Genomic DNA, 17,518 nt, shown 5'->3' with positions numbered 1-17,518 from the left:
TACGCACTGGTGCGTGCCCTGGAATGACGGCCCGAATGGCCCGATTCGCTGGATTTTCGCCGCTCCAGCCTATATCTGAGGGCCGTCCTCCACCTCCATTCCGGGTTCCATGAAGCCGCCGCGCAAGCTGCACATCAAATCATTTGGCTGCCAGATGAACGTCTACGATGCCCAGCGCATGGTCGACACGCTGGCCCCGGAAGGATTCGTGGAGACGGCGAACGCCGAGGATGCCGACCTCGTCATCCTCAACACCTGCCACATCCGCGAGAAGGCCTCCGAAAAAGTCTATTCCGAGCTCGGCCGCCTGCGCGTCGCCAAGGATGAGGCTGCGCGCGCGGGCCGCGCGATGCAGATCGCGGTCGCGGGCTGCGTGGCGCAGGCCGAAGGCGAGGAAATCGTGCGCCGTGCGCCGACGGTCGACGTCGTCGTCGGCCCGCAGAGCTATCATCATCTGCCCGAGCTGTTGAGGCGCGCCGGCGAGCAAGGCCGTGCGATCGAGACCGAGTTTCCGGCGGCCGACAAGTTCGGCTTCCTCGCCCAGCCAAAACCCGCAGCGATCCGCGCGCGCGGCATTTCCGCCTTCGTTACGGTGCAGGAAGGCTGCGACAAGTTCTGCACCTTCTGCGTCGTGCCCTATACGCGCGGTGCGGAAGTCTCGCGCCCCGTGGCGAGGATCGTCGATGACGTGAAGCGGCTCGCCGACAACGGTGTGCGCGAGCTCACGCTGATCGGGCAGAACGTCAACGCCTATCACGGCGATGGGCCGGACGGAAAAAGCTGGCCGCTCGGCAAATTGCTCGAGCATCTGGCGCGGATTCCCGGCATCGCGCGGTTGCGCTACTCGACCAGCCACCCCCGCGACGTCGATGACACCTTGATTGCAGCCCATCGCGATCTCGACGCGCTGATGCCGTTCGTGCACCTGCCGGTGCAGTCGGGCTCGGACCGGATCCTGGCCGCCATGAACCGGAAACATACCGCCGATGATTATCGGCGTGTCATCGACCGTTTCCGGTCTGCACGCCAAGACATTGCTTTTTCATCAGATTTTATTGTTGGCTTCCCGGGCGAGAACGAGCAAGATTTTCTCGCCACCCTCGCGCTTGTCACGCAAATCGGCTACGCTGCGGCTTATTCGTTCAAATACTCCGCCCGGCCGGGAACGCCGGCCGCGGATATGCAGGAGACGGTGTCCCCCGCCGAAATGGACCAGCGATTGGAGCGGCTCCAGGAACTGATCGACAGCCAGCAATCGGCCTTCAACAAGGCTGCGATTGGCGCAACGGTCGATGTGCTGTTCGAGCGCCCAGCCCGCAAGGACGGCCAGATCGTCGGCCGCACCGCCTTTCTCCAGCCCGCACATGTGATGGCCCCGCCCGACATCATCGGACAAATCCTGCCGGTCCGGATCGACAGCCTCGAACGCTATAGCTTCCTCGGTGAGCTCGTGACGCCGCGCATGACGCGCGAGCCCGCTTTCTCACCCATCGCCACTGGAGCCTGAACCCTTGCCCAAAAGCGCATCGGATTCGCCTTCCTTCGCTCCCAGCCGCAAATTTGACCGCGACATGCAAGTTCCGCCCGAGACCCAGGTCGTCATCGACTTCGACGACAACCGCGCAGCATCGGCGCTGGTCGGCCCCTACGGCCAGAACCTGGCGCAGATCGAGCGGCGGCTCGGCGTCGTCGTGGATTCCAAGGGCAACCACATCACCATCGGCGGCACGCGCGACGGCTGCGATGCGGCGCGCCGCGTGCTGGAGGCGCTCTACGCACAAGCCGTGAAGGGGCAGGATGTCGACCAGGGTGAGGTCGAAGGTGCGATCCGCGCCGTGATCGCCCAAGGCTCCCTGTTCGAGTTCGACGCCAAATCCGCCAAATCGACCTTCGACAGCATCAATTTGCGCAAGCGCCCGGTGCGCGCGCGCACCGCCGCGCAGGATTCCTACATCCGCGCGCTGAAGCGGCATGAGCTGGTGTTCGGCATCGGCCCGGCCGGCACCGGCAAGACCTGGCTCGCGGTCGCGCATGCCGCGCAACTGTTCGAGCGCAAGGAGGTCGACAAGATCATCCTGTCGCGTCCGGCGGTGGAAGCCGGCGAGCGGCTCGGCTTCCTGCCCGGCGATCTCCGCGAGAAGGTCGATCCTTATCTGCGCCCGATCTACGACGCGCTATACGACCTCATGGACGCCCGCATCGTCGAGCGCGCGCTCCAGACCGGCGAGATCGAGATCGCGCCGCTCGCCTTCATGCGCGGCCGGACGCTCACCAACGCCGCCATCATCCTGGACGAGGCGCAGAACACGACATCGATGCAGATGAAGATGTTCTTGACCCGTCTCGGCGAGAACAGCCGCATGATCGTGACCGGCGATCCCTCGCAGATCGACCTGCCCAACGGCCAGACCTCGGGCCTCGCTGAAGCGACCCGGCTGCTGAACGGCGTCGAAGGCATTGCGCAAGTTCATTTCACCGCCGAAGACGTGATCCGCCACGAGCTCGTGGCGCGGATCGTTTCGGCCTACGAAGGCTTGCCGCAGCGGCCGGCCACCGGCAACAAATCCTGACGAGACAACAGCCGGACCATACGGGCGCGGACACAGCGCCCTTTTCGTTCCGAACAAAGCCATGTCGCATCCCAACCTTCCCGCCACCGAGGTCCTCGTCGTCGCCGATTGCTGGCAGAGCGAGCCCGACGCCGATGCCGTGATCCAGCGCGCGGTCGCCGCCGCGGCGGAGACGGTCGACGAGGATGTTGCGGAAGCGGAAGTGGCGGTGATGCTGACCGATGATGCCGGCATCCGCACGCTCAACAGCAACTGGCGCGGCATCGACAAGCCGACCAACGTGCTGTCGTTTCCAGCGCTCCAGCCGGAAGGCGAATGGAAGCCGGGCGATGCACCGCGCATGCTCGGTGACATCGCGATTGCCTACGAGACCATGCGGCGCGAGGCGGACGACGAGCAGAAGCCGTTCGACCATCATCTGAGCCATCTCGCCGTGCATGGTTTCCTGCATCTGATCGGCTTCGACCACGAAAACGACGACGACGCGGAGGAAATGGAAGCGCTCGAAACCCAGATCCTGGCGCATCTCGGCATACCCGACCCCTATGCCGACCGCTGACGGATGGATTGAGATGCCGGATTCCGACCCGACCCACGACAATCCGCGCAACACGCCCAATTTGCCGGCCGTGGTGACGCCCGGCGAGGTGCTGCGTCCGACCGCGGACGGCTGGCTCTTGCGCGCCATCCGCACGCTGTTCGGCTGGAAGGCGGGATCGGTACGCGACGATCTTCAGGTCGTGCTCGATGCCACCACGCCCGACGACACCGGGTTCTCGACCGTCGAGCGCACCATGCTGCGCAACATCCTCGCCCTGCACGAGCGGCGCATCGCTGACGTCATGGTCCATCGCGCCGACATCATCGCGGTGAAGCGCGACATCCCGCTCGGCGAGCTGATGGACCGGTTCGAGAGCGCCGGCCATTCGCGCCTCGTGGTTTACGACGAGACGCTCGACGATCCCGTCGGCATCGTCCACATCCGCGACCTGCTCGCCTTCATGACCTCACGCGCCCGCGTGCCGGACGCGACCAAAGCCAAGCGCAAGAAGCCGCTGCCGGCCGGGCTCGATTTGCGCACGGTCGATCTCGCGCTGCCGCTCCAGGAAGCACGCATCATCCGCAAGCTGCTCTACGTGCCGCCGTCGATGCGGGCGATCGACCTGCTCGCGCAGATGCAGGCCACGCGCATTCACCTTGCGCTTGTGGTCGACGAATATGGCGGCAGCGACGGACTGGTTTCGCTCGAGGACATCGTCGAGCAGATCGTCGGCGAGATCGACGACGAGCATGACAGCGACGAGCCGCCCTCGATCGTGCGCCTGCCCGACAACGCCTTCATCGCCGACGCCCGCGCCAGCCTCGACGACGTCCGCACGGTGATCGGCGAGGACTTCGTCACCGGTGCGGCCGGCGAGGAAGTGGAGACGCTGGGCGGCTATCTCGTCAGCTTCGTCGGCCGCCTGCCGGTGCGCGGCGAGGTGATCTCGGGCCCCGGCCATTACGAGGTCGAGGTGCTCGATGCCGATCCGCGCCGCGTCAAGCGGCTGCGCATCTCGACGCGGAAGGAACGTCCCGCGCCGCGCACCCAGCGCGAGAGCCGCCGCCGCGAAGCCACGCCGGAGAGCGGTCAGCCGCAGTCCGGCGACACGCCCACCCCGCCGCCCGCCGACGGGACCGGTTCACAGTGAGCTCGTTCCAGCGTCTCCGCCAGATTGCCCTCGCCGTCATCCTGACCTGGGGATGGAAGCGCGCCGTCCTTGCGATGGCGGCCGGCGCGCTGTCGGTTCTGGCCCTTGCGCCGTTCAACGCCTCGCCGGTGCTGTTCATCACCTTCCCGGTGCTGGTCTGGCTGATCGATGGCGCCGGCGCCGGACGATACGGCGGTGTGCCCGCTGCAGCACTGACCGGCTACTGGTTCGGGCTCGGCTATTTCGTCCCCGGTCTCTACTGGATCGGCTATGCCTTCTTCGTCGATGCCGACGTGTTCGCCTGGCTGACACCGCTCGCCGTGCTGGGCTTGCCGGCCTATCTCTCCATTTTCACGGCGATCGGTTTCGCGCTGGCCCGCCTGCTCTGGACCAAGGATGCCACGCGCATTCTCGCGCTCGCCGCAAGCCTCACCATCGGCGAATGGTTGCGCGGGCACGTGCTGACCGGCTTTCCCTGGAACGCCTTCGGTTATGCGCTATCAGAACCGCTGCCGCTGGCGCAGACGGCATCGCTGATCGGCCAGTGGGGCATGACGTTCCTCACGGTGGCGATCTTCGCGAGTCCCGCGGTGCTGATCGACCGCACGCCCGATCGCCGCCCGGCGTGGCGCGTGCCGGCCGCGGCCGTCGCACTGCTGATCGTGATGGGCATCTTCGGTGCGATCCGCATGTCGCTGCATCCGACCACGATGGTTGCGGGCACCAAGCTGCGCCTGATGCAGCCGAACCTCCAGCAGGACCAAAAATTCAACTACGCCGCCAAGGCGGAGGTGATGAAGAAATATCTCGCGCTGTCGGACCGCGCCTCCGGACCGCAATCGACTGGCGTGAGCGCTGCCACGATTCTGATCTGGCCGGAATCCGCATTTCCGTTCTTCCTGACCCGCGAAGCCGACGCGATGGCGCAAATCGCGGAGTTGCTGCCCAAGGGAACAGTGCTGATCACGGGTTCGGTTCGCGCACCCGATCTGCCGCGGGGCACGCCGATCACGCGAGCCTATAATTCGATCTATGTGATCGACCACGAGGGCAGCGTGCTCTCGGTCTACGACAAGCTGCACCTCGTGCCGTTCGGCGAATTTCTTCCCTACCAGGATTTGATGGAGAAGCTCGGCTTCGAGCAACTGACGCGGATGCGCGGTGGCTTCATTCCCGGCACGGTGCGGCACGTGCTGCCGCTGCCCGGCGCGCCGCCTGCGCTGCCGCTGATCTGCTACGAGGCGATCTTCCCCGGCGAGGTCGGTACGCATGACGAGCGCCCGGGCTGGATCGTGAACCTCACCAATGACGGCTGGTTCGGCATCTCGACCGGTCCGTACCAACATCTTGAGCAGGCGCGGATGCGCGCCATCGAGCTCGGATTGCCACTGGTCCGTTCCGCGAATACCGGCGTTTCGGCGGTGGTCGATCCGGTGGGGCGAACCGTGGCCAGCCTCGGCCTTGGAATCGAAGGCATTTTGGATGCAAACTTGCCCACCGCAATCCCGCCCACTATCTATGCGAGAGTCGGCGACATCCCCGCAGCCATGCTCGTCGCACTGGCTGTGATTCTGGCGGTGCGACGACGTGTTGCCAAACGGCACCCCTGATCACACCGTCGCTAGCGGTTTCCGGTCGAAGCGGCCGGAAACCTTTGACAACCGCAGTCCCACGGTTGACAGATTGCAGGCGGGCTCCCCATTCTGCACCCGCTGCATAAGACAGCGGTGCATTGCTAAATTTCTCCGCAATGTTTCCCCAATCAGAGTGAAGTTTTGACGTCGCTGTCACCTGAGGCAATACTTCATATTGCGCCAACGGTGGTGTTTGGAGGGCTGAGGAAATGTCGAAAGCGCCCAACCCTGTTGACAAATATGTCGGCAGTCGCGTGCGCATGCGCCGCATCATGTTGGGCATGAGCCAGGAAAAGCTCGGTGAAGCTTTGGGCCTGACATTCCAGCAAGTTCAGAAATACGAGAAGGGCACCAACCGGGTCGGCGCGAGCCGTATTCAGCAGATTTCCGAGATTCTCCAGGTGCCGGTGTCGTTCCTGTTCGAGGGCGGACCGAGCGGCGTGGCCGGCTCGAACGGCTTCGCAGAAGGTGCCTCGCCGTCCTATGTCTCCGACTTCCTCGCGACCTCCGAAGGGCTCGCTTTGACCAAGGCGTTCACCCGAATCACCGATTCGAAGCTGCGCCGCTCGATCGTCGACCTCGTCGAACAGATCGCCGCCCGCGAAGGGCCCGACAAGCGCTGACGCGCCACCCTCTTACGATTTGAGACTGCGCCAAATCTGGCCTATGTCGTCCTTTGCGGGCGCGCGTTCAGCGTGCTCCTCTCCGATGATCCGGTTCAAAGGCACAGATACGCCCATGGCGAGCATCAATTCGTTCGATTCCCAAACTATCCTCGATGGTATCCGCCGCTGGGTGGAGATCGAGACACCGACGGAAGTGCCTGAACAGGTCAACAAGCTGACCTCAATGGTTGCCGAACATTATCGCGATCTGCCTGTCACGCTCGAACGCGTCGCCGGCATCGATGGCTGCGGCGATCATCTCGTGGTGCGTTCGACCTGGGGCCAGGACCGGCCTGGTATCCTGGTGCTCAGTCATCTCGATACCGTTCACCCGATGGGATTCATCGCGCGCCTGCCATTCAAGGTCGAGGGCGACAGCGCGTTCGGTCCCGGCATCTACGACATGAAGGGTGGCGCCTACATTGCCTATCACGCCTTTCGCGAGCTCTGCGCCACGCCCGATCGTTCGCCGCTCGGCATCACCCACATGTTCACGTCTGACGAAGAGATCGGCAGCCCGACGTCGCGCGCGCTGATCGAGAAGGAAGGACGCAAGGCCAAATACGTGCTGGTGACGGAGCCGGCGCGCGACGGCGGCAAGATCGTCACCGGCCGCAAGGGCGTCGGACGCTTCGAGGTCTTCATCAAGGGTGTGCCAGCCCATGCCGGCTCGCGACCGGAAGACGGCCGCAGCGCCATCCGCGAGCTCGCCAATGTCATCCAGGCGCTGGAGGGCATGAACGATCTGAAGCGCGGCGTCACCGTCAATGTCGGCGTGGTGCGCGGCGGCTCGCGGCCGAACGTGACGCCGGAAGACGCCTATGCCGAAGTCGATCTGCGCGTACCGAGCTTTGCCGATGCCGACGAGTTCGTCGGCAAGATCCTCGGGCTGACGTCGAAAACCGAAGGCGTCACCGTCACGGTGACCGGCGCGCTCAATCGTCCTCCTTACGAGAAGGGCAATGCGGGCGCCTCGCTATACGAGCACGCCAAGACGATCGCCGCGGAGATCGGCTTCGAGCTGATCGACACCCACACCGGCGGCGGCTCGGACGGCAATTTCACGGCCCCGCACACCGGCACGCTCGATGGGCTCGGCGTCGACGGCAAGGGCGCGCACACCCATTATGAGCAGATCTACGTCTCCTCGCTCGAGCCGCGCGCGCGACTGCTCTACCGTCTGTACCAGACGCTGCGATGAGCGAGCGCAAATCAGATCCGGAGCGCGAGGACAGCGAGCGCGCCTTCTTCGGACGCCGCAAGGGCCACAAGCTCAGGCAGCACCAGGCGGAGCTGATCGATCATCTATTGCCGCGTCTTTCGCTCGACATCACGACCGGGACGCCGGCGAATGCCAGCGAGATCTTCGATCCCGCAGCCGACGAAGTGCGGCTCGAGATCGGCTTTGGCGGCGGCGAGCATCTTGCGGCGGAGGCGCAGAGTTTTCCCGCAACCGGCTTCATCGGCTGCGAGCCCTATGTCAACGGCATGGCGAAAATCCTCGCGCAGATCGAGGCCGGCAATATCGCCAATATCCGCCTGCTCGCGGGCGATGCCGCCGAGCTGCTGGCCTGGCTGCCAGAAGCCTCGCTATCGCGGATCGATCTGATCCATCCCGATCCCTGGCCGAAGCGGCGGCACTGGAAGCGGCGTTTTGTTCAGGACAGAACGATTGCCGCGATGGCGCGCGTTCTGAAGGCGGGTGGCGAATTCCGCTTCGTCTGCGACATCGACGATTACTGCGCCTGGACACTGTCGCATCTCGCGCGTTCGCCGGATTTTCGGTGGCTTGCGGAGTGCGCCGATGATTTCCGGCTGCCCTGGGCCGGCTACACCATGACGCGCTACGGGAAAAAAGCCGCGCGCGAGGGACGCAAGGCGGCTTACTTGCGGTTCAAGAGAATCTAGATCGTCCGCCGGTTGCGCCAGAAATTCACGACGCGCTCGGCTGTCGCCGGCATCAGGCGCGTGAAGTTCACGCGAGCCTGCTCAAGATCGGCATCGGCCGGCGTGCGATTCGCGCCGTACCACATCAGGATGAGCGCGCGCACTGTGGGCCAGCCCAGGTTCAGCAATCGGCCCAGGATCAAGATCGGATCGTAGCGGTCGCCCGCGATCAGGCGGTCGAGGGTCGTAAGCCTGACGCCGGACATCGCCGAGAGCGAAGCGATCGACTCCTCGTATTTGTTTGCCTTGGCGAAGCTGAGCAGCGCGCTCTCGCCGAGATGACCGCCGCGATGCAGGCCGAGCACCGTGCGTTGCGCCGCCGAGAAATCCCGCCGCGGCCCGGGCGGCAGCGCGGCTTCCTCGATCGCGGACATGGCGCGCTTGATCTCGACCTGGCGATCGGGATTGACCACGGTCGAGAGACGGCGGCGAATGACGTCGAGCGTGCCGTTCAGAAGCTCTTTGAGATTCTCGCCGGAGAGATCCTCGCGCTGGCCGATCTTGAGCGTCAGCACGCCGTCCTGGCTGGCACGCTTGATCAATTCCGAATAGCCGCCCGCCGAGAACGTCGCGCCGGCATTGCCGGCAGCGCGGCGCACCACGTCGCGATCGCCACGCTCGACCAGCACGTCGGTGATGTCGGCCGACAATATCGGCCGCTCCGTCATCGCCAGCAGATGACCCTGGCCCTTCAGCCGGGCGATCTCGACAAGTGCGGCATCATCGAGCACGGGCGAACGGCGCAGTACGGGAGCCGCCACCATGATTTCATTTTCGCGGGCTAGCTGGCCGACCAGATGGGGCGGTGCATTGTCCAGCCACGAGAAGCGCTCCGCGAGATCGGCGCGCGTAGCAAGCTCGGCATGAGGGACGAGATCGATCAGGAGATTGTCGAAGAGATCGACGAGGTCGGGACGAAGCTTTGCGGCGTCCTGGAAGAACAACGCGGCGATGGCGCGCGCGATCTCGCCACGGCGCTTGGGATCGCCGCGTCTGACGATATCGTCCAGTCCGGGAATGAGCGACGTAGCAACGGTCATGGAACGCAACTCGAATCTGGCACGCCGTGGGCGCGCCATAGGCTCAAGCCGCCCCACAATCGGGAAATTTAGGCCCCCTTGATGAAGGAAGCGTTGCTCCGGGGACGCCGGACGGGCGCAAAAAGCCCGCTCCCGGCTGCGATGGGCCTTGTCCGGGAGGGTGGAAAGGGCTATATCAGCGCCAACTTCATCTTCTCATACGATCCGCGTAGTGAGAGTGGGCCCGAAAGGACCCGCTCTTTTTTATTACCTGAACGCGGCTTGGCGAAAGATGCGCGACCCGACGAATTGTCGGGACGAAGAGTTCCGAAGCAGGCTCTGCAAATCTTAACGTGCGAAAGTCGTTAACCTAGCCTTAACCATCGAGCGCCCCGACCCTGGATATGACCGAACCGAATACTGGTTCCACGGATGCCGAATTGCTGGCCGAACCGCGGCTTGTGGTCGAGCCGGGCGCGGCTGCGCGCGTGTCTGCGGTCGCAGGTCCCGTGCTCGAGGGCATGGGCTACCGGCTGGTGCGGATCCGCATTTCAGGCGAGGCCGGCTGCACCGTGCAGATCATGGCCGAGCGTCCGGACGGTTCGATGCAGATCGAGGATTGTGAAGCGATCTCGCGGGCGCTGTCGCCCGTGCTCGACGTCGCCGACCCCGTCGAGCGCGCCTATCGGCTGGAAATTTCCTCGCCCGGGATCGACCGGCCGCTGGTGCGGCGCTCCGATTTCGAGCGGTATACGGGGCATCTCGTGAAGGTCGACATGGCGGTCGCCCATGAGGGACGGAAGCGGTTCCGCGGCAAGATCGCGGGTGTCGAAGGTGACGCCATCCGGCTGATACGCGACGATTTCAAGGCCGGCGACGATGTCGAAGTTCTCCTGGTGATGGAGGATATCGGCGAGGCGCGGCTGGTGCTGACCGACGAGCTGATCGCGCAATCCATGCGCCGCGGCAAGGCCGAGGCGCGCGAGATGCGCCGCAATCTCGGCCTGGAGCCGCCGGCTGCGCCGCACGCGGAGATCAGTGCGAAGATCACCAAGAACACCAAGCCGCAAAAGAAGCCGGCCCTGATCGATACGCAAAAAAAGCCGGCACCGACCAATACAAAGAAACATCGTCTTGCCGCCGACCGTGCGCGGCGCGGCGAGATCGAGCCTGACGAAGGAGACTAGCCATGGCAGTCAGCGCCAATCGACTCGAACTGCTCCAGATCGCCGACGCCGTTGCGCGCGAGAAATCGATCGACCGCGGCATCGTCATCGCCGCGATGGAGGACGCCATCGCCAAGGCGGCGCGCGCGCGTTACGGCAGCGAAACTGACGTTCACGCCGAGATCGACCCGAAGAAGGGCGAGCTCCGGCTGTCGCGCCACATGCTGGTTGTCGACAATGTCGAGAACCACTCCAACCAGATCTCGCTGGTGGATGCGCAGCGCGCCAATCCCGGCGCCCAGGTCGGCGACACCATCGCCGACACCCTGCCGCCGCTGGAATATGGCCGCATCGCCGCGCAATCGGCCAAGCAGGTGATCGTGCAGAAGGTGCGCGAGGCTGAGCGCGACCGGCAATATCAGGAATTCAAGGACCGCATCGGCGACATCGTCAACGGCGTCGTCAAGCGCGTCGAATATGGCAGCGTGATCGTCGATCTCGGCCGTGGCGAAGCCATCATCCGCCGCGACGAGATGCTGCCGCGCGAGGTGTTCCGCAACGGCGACCGCGTCCGTGCCTACATCTTCGACGTCCGCCGCGAAACCCGCGGGCCGCAGATCTTCCTCTCCCGCACCCATCCGCAGTTCATGGCGAAACTGTTCGCGCAGGAAGTGCCGGAAATCTATGACGGCATCGTCGAGATCAAGGCGGTTGCCCGCGATCCGGGCTCGCGCGCGAAAATCGGCGTGATTTCCCGCGATTCCTCGGTCGATCCGGTCGGCGCCTGCGTCGGTATGCGCGGCTCGCGCGTGCAGGCCGTGGTGAACGAATTGCAGGGCGAGAAGATCGACATCATTCCGTGGTCGCCTGACATCGCGACCTTCGTGGTCAACGCGCTGGCACCGGCCGAAGTGTCCAAGGTCGTCATCGACGAGGACCGCGAGCGCATCGAGGTCGTGGTGCCCGACACCAACAACCAGCTCTCGCTGGCGATCGGCCGCCGCGGCCAGAACGTCCGCCTCGCCTCGCAGCTCACCGGCTGGGACATCGACATCCTGACCGAACAGGAAGAATCGGAGCGCCGCCAGGCTGATTTCGAGAACTCCACCCGCGTCTTCATGGAATCGCTCAATGTCGACGAGGTGGTCGGCCAGTTGCTCGCCTCCGAAGGCTTCACCTCGGTCGAGGAACTCGCGATGGTGGACATCAAGGAACTCGCCGGCATCGAGGGCTTCGACGAGGAGACCGCGCAGGAACTCCAGAACCGTGCCCGCGAATATCTCGACCAGCAGGAAGCCGAGATCGAAGCCCGGCGCAAGGAACTCGGCGTCGAGGACGCGGTCAAGGACGTGCCCGGCGTGACCTTGAAGATGCTGGTGAAATTCGGCGAGAACGACATCAAGTCGGTCGACGATCTCGCCGGCTGCGCCACCGACGATCTGGTCGGCTGGACCGAGCGCAAGGAAGGCGGCGAGCAGACCAAATTCCCCGGTGCGCTCGAAGGCCTCGGCGTCTCCCGTGACGATGCTGAATCGATGATCATGCAGGCGCGCGTCAAGGCGGGCTGGATCACCGAAGCCGACCTGGCCAAGCCGGCCGAAGAGGCTGAGGCGGCTGAAGATCAGCCGGCTTAAGGGCCAAGGAGAATGTCGCCCGGATGCTCGCAGATACTGACCACGATCTCGACAATGGCCCGCGGACCGAAAGGTCCGCGACCATGCGGATGTGCGTGGTCAGCCGCGAGGTCCGGCCGATCGACGAGCTGATCCGCTTCGTCCTATCGCCGGACGGGCAGATAGTTCCCGATCTCAAGCGCAAGCTGCCCGGACGGGGCATGTGGGTGACGGCATCGCGACAGGTGGTTGCGGAAGCCGTCCGTCGTCACCAATTTACCAAAGCCTTCAAGCGCGATCTGCGCATTCCTCCGACGCTTCCCGCCGACATCGAGGCGCTCCTGGTTCGGAGCGTCACCGAAGCCCTTGGGATTGCTGCCAAGGCGCGGCAGATCGTTGCCGGTTTCGGCAAGGTCGAAAGCGCCCTGCGGGAAGGCACGGTCGAGGTCCTGATCCATGCCAGCGAAGGGGCCGCGGACGGAATCCGCAAATTGGACATGCTGGCGCGGCAAAATGACGAGAATCGCGGTGCCAAGCCGCCGATTCCCGTCGTTACCGCATTGAAATCGATAGAATTGGATTTGGCACTTACCCGGTCAAATGTGATACATGCTGCCCTGCTTGCGGGCCCGGCGAGCAAGACATTCCTGTCACGTAGCCAGATGCTGGTCCGATACCGGCTGGCGGACGATGACAAGACTGCCGAAAAGCACGGCCAGGATTTCTGAGAGACAACGACCCCCGACAGAACGGTGCGGCAACGCACAACGTTAACAAGATCAGGATTAGGACTGCTGAATGGTTGATACCAAGACCCCTGACGACAAGAAGCTGAGCGTTCCGAGCAAGACGCTATCGCTCAAGCCGCGCGTCGAAACGGGCACTGTGCGCCAGAGCTTTAGCCATGGCCGCAGCAAGCAGGTCGTGGTCGAGAAGCGCGGCAAGCGCCGTATCGACGGCAGCCCCGAGCCGCAGGCTCCCACGGTTGTTGCAAAGCCGGCACCGGCCGCGCCTGCACCCGCTCCCGCGCGCCCCGCTCCGCCGCGTAACTCCGGCTCCGGCGTGGTGCTGCGCACCCTGACCGAGGACGAACGTTCCGCCCGCGCCAGCGCGCTGGCCGATGCCAAGGTGCGCGAAGTCGAAGAGCGCCGCCAGGCCGAAGACGAAGCCCAGCGCCGCGCCGTCCGCGAAAGCGCCGAGCGTGTCGAGCGCGAAGCCGCCGAAGCCCGCCGCAAGGCCGAGGACGAGCGGCATCGCCATGAAGAGGAAGCCAAGCGCAAGGCCGAGACCGAGGCCAAGAAGCGCTTTGGCGAGGGCGAGCAGTCGCAATCTGCGGCACGCACGGCGACGGCCGCACCGGCGACCAGCGCTCCGCGCTCCGCGCCGACCACGGCACGACCTGCGACGACCACGACCACAGGGCGACCCGGAACGACGACAGCGCGACCTGCGACAACGACCGCACAGCGGCCGGGTGGACCGGCGGCTCGCGCCCCCGGCGTCGCAGCCGGACCGGACGAGGATGATGGTCCGCGCCAGATCCGCCGCGGTCCCGGCGGCGCCATGCGTCCCGTGGCAGCCCCCAAGACCACCCACAAGCCCGGTCCGCAGAAGGAACGCGGCCGCCTGACACTCGTCACCGCGCTCAATGCCGACGAGGTGCGCGAGCGCTCGATCGCCTCGTTCCGCCGCCGTACCCAGCGCCTGAAGGGCCATGCCTCGAACGAGCCGAAGGAAAAGCTGATCCGCGAGGTGATCATTCCGGAAGCGATCACCATCCAGGAGCTCGCCAACCGCATGGCCGAGCGCGCGGTCGACGTCATCCGCATGCTGATGAAGCAGGGCGCGATGCACAAGATCACCGACGTGATCGATGCCGACACCGCGCAACTGATCGCCGAAGAGCTCGGCCACACCGTGAAGCGGGTGGCGGCGTCCGACGTCGAAGAAGGCCTGTTCGACGCCATCGAGGACTCCACCGACACCGAGACCCGCTCGCCGGTCGTGACCGTGATGGGTCACGTCGACCACGGCAAGACCTCGCTGCTCGACGCGCTCCGTCATGCCAACGTTGTCTCCGGCGAAGCCGGTGGCATCACCCAGCATATCGGCGCCTATCAGGTGCTGTCGCCCGAAAGCGGCAAGAAGATCACCTTCATCGACACGCCCGGCCACGCCGCGTTTACCGCGATGCGCGCCCGCGGCGCCAAGGTCACCGACATCGTCGTGCTGGTGGTTGCGGCCGATGACGGCGTCATGCCGCAGACGATCGAAGCCATCAACCACGCCAAGGCGGCGCGCGTGCCGATCATTGTTGCCATCAACAAGATCGACAAGCCCGACGCCAAGCCCGAGCGCGTCCGCACCGAGCTGCTTCAGCACGAGGTGCAGGTCGAGTCGTTCGGCGGCGAAGTCGTCGACGTCGAAGTGTCCGCCAAGAACAAGACCAATCTCGACAAGCTGCTCGAGATGATCGCGCTCCAGGCCGACATCCTCGACCTGAAGACCAATTCGGAGCGCCCGGCCGAAGGCACCGTGATCGAAGCCAAGCTCGATCGCGGCCGTGGTCCGGTTGCGACCGTGCTGGTCCAGCGCGGCACGCTCCGTGTCGGCGACATCATCGTCGCCGGCGCCGAGATGGGCCGCGTCCGCGCGCTGATCTCCGATCAGGGCGAGACGGTGCAGGAAGCAGGTCCGTCGGTGCCGGTCGAGGTGCTCGGCTTCAACGGTCCGCCTGAAGCCGGCGATCGTCTCGCCGTCGTCGAGAACGAGGCCCGCGCCCGCCAGGTCACCAGCTACCGCGCGCACCAGAAGCGCGAGAACGCGGCTGCCTCGATCTCCGGCATGCGCGGCTCGCTCGAGCAGATGATGTCGCAGTTGAAGACTGCGGGCCGCAAGGAATTCCCGCTGATCATCAAGGCCGACGTGCAGGGCTCGCTGGAAGCGATCCTCGGCTCGCTGGAGAAGCTCGGCACCGACGAAGTCGCAGCCCGCATCCTGCATGCCGGCGTCGGCGGCATCTCGGAGTCGGACGTGACGCTCGCGGAAGGTTTCAACGCCGCGATCATCGGCTTCAGCGTTCGTGCCAACAAGGAAGCCGCTGCCGCCGCCAAGCGCAACGGCATCGAAATCCGCTACTACAACATCATCTACGACCTCGTGGACGACGTGAAGAAGGCGATGAGCGGCCTGCTCGCGCCGACCTTGCGCGAAACCATGCTCGGCAACGCCTCGATCCTGGAGATCTTCAACATCTCCAAGGTCGGCAAGGTTGCCGGCTGCCGCGTCACCGACGGCACCGTGGAACGCGGCGCCAATGTGCGTCTGATCCGCGACAACGTCGTCGTGCACGAAGGCAAGCTGTCGACGCTGAAGCGCTTCAAGGACGAAGTGAAGGAAGTCCAGGCCGGCCAGGAATGCGGCATGGCCTTCGAGAACTATCACGACATGCGTGCCGGTGACGTGATCGAGTGTTATCGCGTGGAGACGATCCAGCGCTCCCTGTAAGTCCAAATCTTACCGAAGCGCGCGGATCTTTTTGAACTGAAATTGCGGGAGTGCGATGGCCGGATTTTTTCCGGCCATCCACGCCTCATTCGTTTCAGCAGGACAAATGACAATGCCCATGTCCCAAACACGGGCATGACGAGGTGATTTCGAACTATGCCCCGCCACCATCAGAAGAAGAGTTCCGCACCCGGCGCCTCGCAGCGTCAGCTGCGTGTCGGCGAGCAGGTTCGCCACGCGATAGCCGAGATTCTGGCGCAAGGCAGTGTGCATGATGCGGACCTCGAAGGTCACATCATCACCGTGCCGGAGGTACGGATGTCGCCCGACCTGAAGCTCGCGACAATCTACGTGATGCCGCTCGGCGGCCGCGACACCGAGGTGGTTCTCGCTGCGCTCGAGCGCAACAAGAAATTCCTGCGCGGCGACGTCGCGCGGCGCGTTAACCTGAAATTTGCACCTGACCTTCGCTTCCGCGCCGACGAACGATTCGACGAAGCGGAACGGATCGAGAAGCTTTTGCGAACACCTGCGGTGCAGAAGGACTTGGAACAGGATCCGGATACGGATCGGGAAGAAGAGCAATGATGATGGACCCGGCTCACGGCACAATCGGCAGCGAAGAGCCCGATACGCGCGACGTGCAGAAAAATAATTTTGCAGACGTCGGCGGCGATATTCAGCCGCAGCAGGAGGCGCGTCGCGTCAACAACGATCCGCGCGCCAACAAGCAGCAGAAGGGTCAGCAGCCGCGCCGCGACCGGCGCGACGTTCACGGCTGGGTCGTGCTCGACAAGCCGATCGGCATGACCTCGACCCAGGCGGTCGCCGTGCTCAAGCGCCTGTTCAACGCCAAGCGCGCCGGTCACGCCGGCACGCTCGATCCGCTCGCCTCCGGCGGCCTGCCGATCGCGCTTGGAGAGGCCACCAAGACGGTTCCCTTCGTCATGGACGGCCGCAAGCGCTACCGCTTCACGGTCTGCTGGGGCGAGGAACGCGACACCGACGACGTCGAGGGCCGGGTCACCCATACGTCCGACCAGCGCCCCACGCGCGAGGCCATCGAGGCCCTGCTGCCCCGCTTTACCGGGGTGATCGAGCAGGTTCCGCCGCGCTATTCCGCCATCAAGGTCCAGGGCGAGCGCGCCTATGACCTCGCCCGCGACGGCGAGATCGTGGAACTGGCCCCGCGCCCGGTCGTGATTCATCATTTATCCCTTGTAGATCAACCAGATAGCGACAGATCCACGTTCGAGGCCGAGTGCGGCAAGGGCACCTATGTCCGCGCGATCGCCCGCGATATGGGCCGGATTCTCGGCACTTACGGCCATATCTGCGCGCTGCGGCGGACCCTGGTCGGCCCATTCGGCGAGAACGACATGATTCCGCTGGATCAGTTGGAGGCTTTGTGCGATAGAGCCGCGTCCGGCGAGGGGAGCCTCGCCGACGCGCTTATGCCCGTTGAGACCGCGCTGGACGACATCCCGGCACTGGCCGTCACTCGGGCTGATGCGGCAAGGCTCCATCGGGGCCAAGCCGTTTTATTGCGCGGACGGGATGCGCCCACAAGTAGCGGCACAGTCTATGTCACGGTGGCAGGCCGTCTTCTGGCGCTTGCTGAAGTTGGCAATGGCGAAATCATCCCCAAGCGTGTGTTCAACCTGACCGGCCTGACTGCCAGCTCCGGTCGCAACGAGAGAAATTGA

General features: G+C 64.7%; 16 protein-coding genes. 14 read left to right on the top strand and 2 right to left on the bottom strand.

Annotated features, from left to right (window positions below; all coding sequences use genetic code 11):
• Nucleotides 1-109: 109 nt before the first annotated feature.
• From miaB to trmB, 8 genes are all read left to right on the top strand, one after another.
• Nucleotides 110-1,507, top strand: coding sequence for a tRNA (N6-isopentenyl adenosine(37)-C2)-methylthiotransferase MiaB (gene miaB / locus UP06_RS19735; RefSeq protein ID WP_045004943.1), 1,398 nt, complete (start codon nt 110-112; stop codon nt 1,505-1,507).
• Nucleotides 1,508-1,571: 64 nt separating this feature from the next.
• Complete coding sequence (locus UP06_RS19730; RefSeq protein WP_045004942.1) at nt 1,572-2,570, top strand: PhoH family protein; 999 nt, start codon at nt 1,572-1,574, stop codon at nt 2,568-2,570.
• A 61-nt stretch (nt 2,571-2,631) separates the two neighbouring features.
• A complete protein-coding gene (gene ybeY / locus UP06_RS19725) occupies nt 2,632-3,129 on the top strand; it encodes an rRNA maturation RNase YbeY (RefSeq protein WP_045004941.1) in 498 nt (165 codons plus the stop codon).
• Between the two features lie 13 nt (nt 3,130-3,142).
• A complete protein-coding gene (locus UP06_RS19720) occupies nt 3,143-4,261 on the top strand; it encodes a hemolysin family protein (RefSeq protein WP_045005044.1) in 1,119 nt (372 codons plus the stop codon).
• Complete coding sequence (lnt, locus tag UP06_RS19715; RefSeq protein ID WP_045004939.1) at nt 4,258-5,871, top strand: apolipoprotein N-acyltransferase; 1,614 nt, start codon at nt 4,258-4,260, stop codon at nt 5,869-5,871. The genes UP06_RS19720 and lnt overlap by 4 nt, the downstream gene beginning before the upstream one ends.
• A gap of 233 nt (nt 5,872-6,104) precedes the next feature.
• Nucleotides 6,105-6,518, top strand: coding sequence for a helix-turn-helix domain-containing protein (locus tag UP06_RS19710; protein WP_045004935.1), 414 nt, complete (start codon nt 6,105-6,107; stop codon nt 6,516-6,518).
• A gap of 85 nt (nt 6,519-6,603) precedes the next feature.
• Nucleotides 6,604-7,761, top strand: coding sequence for a M20 family metallopeptidase (locus UP06_RS19705; RefSeq protein ID WP_045004933.1), 1,158 nt, complete (start codon nt 6,604-6,606; stop codon nt 7,759-7,761).
• Nucleotides 7,758-8,468, top strand: coding sequence for a tRNA (guanosine(46)-N7)-methyltransferase TrmB (trmB, locus tag UP06_RS19700; protein ID WP_045004931.1), 711 nt, complete (start codon nt 7,758-7,760; stop codon nt 8,466-8,468). Before UP06_RS19705 ends, trmB begins: the two co-directional genes overlap by 4 nt.
• On the opposite strand, the gene UP06_RS19695 is transcribed toward trmB, so the two are convergent.
• Nucleotides 8,465-9,547, bottom strand: coding sequence for a DUF2336 domain-containing protein (locus UP06_RS19695; RefSeq protein WP_045004929.1), 1,083 nt, complete (start codon nt 9,545-9,547; stop codon nt 8,465-8,467). The genes trmB and UP06_RS19695 overlap by 4 nt on opposite strands.
• A 383-nt stretch (nt 9,548-9,930) precedes the next feature.
• Between UP06_RS19695 and rimP the strand changes: the two genes are divergently transcribed.
• The 4 genes from rimP (at nt 9,931) to infB (ending at nt 15,812) form a co-directional block, all read left to right on the top strand.
• A complete protein-coding gene (gene rimP / locus UP06_RS19690; protein WP_045004928.1) occupies nt 9,931-10,713 on the top strand; it encodes a ribosome maturation factor RimP in 783 nt (260 codons plus the stop codon).
• A 2-nt stretch (nt 10,714-10,715) separates the two neighbouring features.
• A complete protein-coding gene (gene nusA / locus UP06_RS19685) occupies nt 10,716-12,326 on the top strand; it encodes a transcription termination factor NusA (RefSeq protein WP_045004927.1) in 1,611 nt (536 codons plus the stop codon).
• A 23-nt stretch (nt 12,327-12,349) separates the two neighbouring features.
• Complete coding sequence (locus tag UP06_RS19680; RefSeq protein WP_045004925.1) at nt 12,350-13,033, top strand: RNA-binding protein; 684 nt, start codon at nt 12,350-12,352, stop codon at nt 13,031-13,033.
• Nucleotides 13,034-13,103: 70 nt separating this feature from the next.
• Nucleotides 13,104-15,812, top strand: coding sequence for a translation initiation factor IF-2 (gene infB / locus UP06_RS19675; protein WP_045004924.1), 2,709 nt, complete (start codon nt 13,104-13,106; stop codon nt 15,810-15,812).
• Between the two features lie 9 nt (nt 15,813-15,821).
• Here infB and UP06_RS42135 read toward each other — a convergent pair whose 3' ends face one another.
• Nucleotides 15,822-16,106, bottom strand: coding sequence for a hypothetical protein (locus tag UP06_RS42135; protein WP_245305508.1), 285 nt, complete (start codon nt 16,104-16,106; stop codon nt 15,822-15,824).
• On the opposite strand from UP06_RS42135, the gene rbfA reads away from it, so the two are divergent.
• Together rbfA and truB are read left to right on the top strand one after the other, a co-directional pair.
• Entirely contained in the window at nt 16,023-16,400 is a 378-nt protein-coding gene (gene rbfA / locus UP06_RS19670; RefSeq protein WP_245305507.1) for a 30S ribosome-binding factor RbfA, read from the top strand. The two genes, UP06_RS42135 and rbfA, sit on opposite strands and share 84 nt — an antisense overlap.
• Nucleotides 16,397-17,518: a tRNA pseudouridine(55) synthase TruB gene (gene truB / locus UP06_RS19665; RefSeq protein ID WP_045004921.1), complete on the top strand. Its 1,122-nt coding sequence runs from the start codon at nt 16,397-16,399 to the stop codon at nt 17,516-17,518. Before rbfA ends, truB begins: the two co-directional genes overlap by 4 nt.

It is taken from the genome of Bradyrhizobium sp. LTSP857, assembly GCF_000938285.1.
Classification (GTDB): Bacteria; Pseudomonadota; Alphaproteobacteria; order Rhizobiales; family Xanthobacteraceae; genus Bradyrhizobium.
The sequence above is the reverse complement of the archived record's forward strand: the minus strand, read 5'-3'. Positions and strand labels throughout refer to the sequence as shown.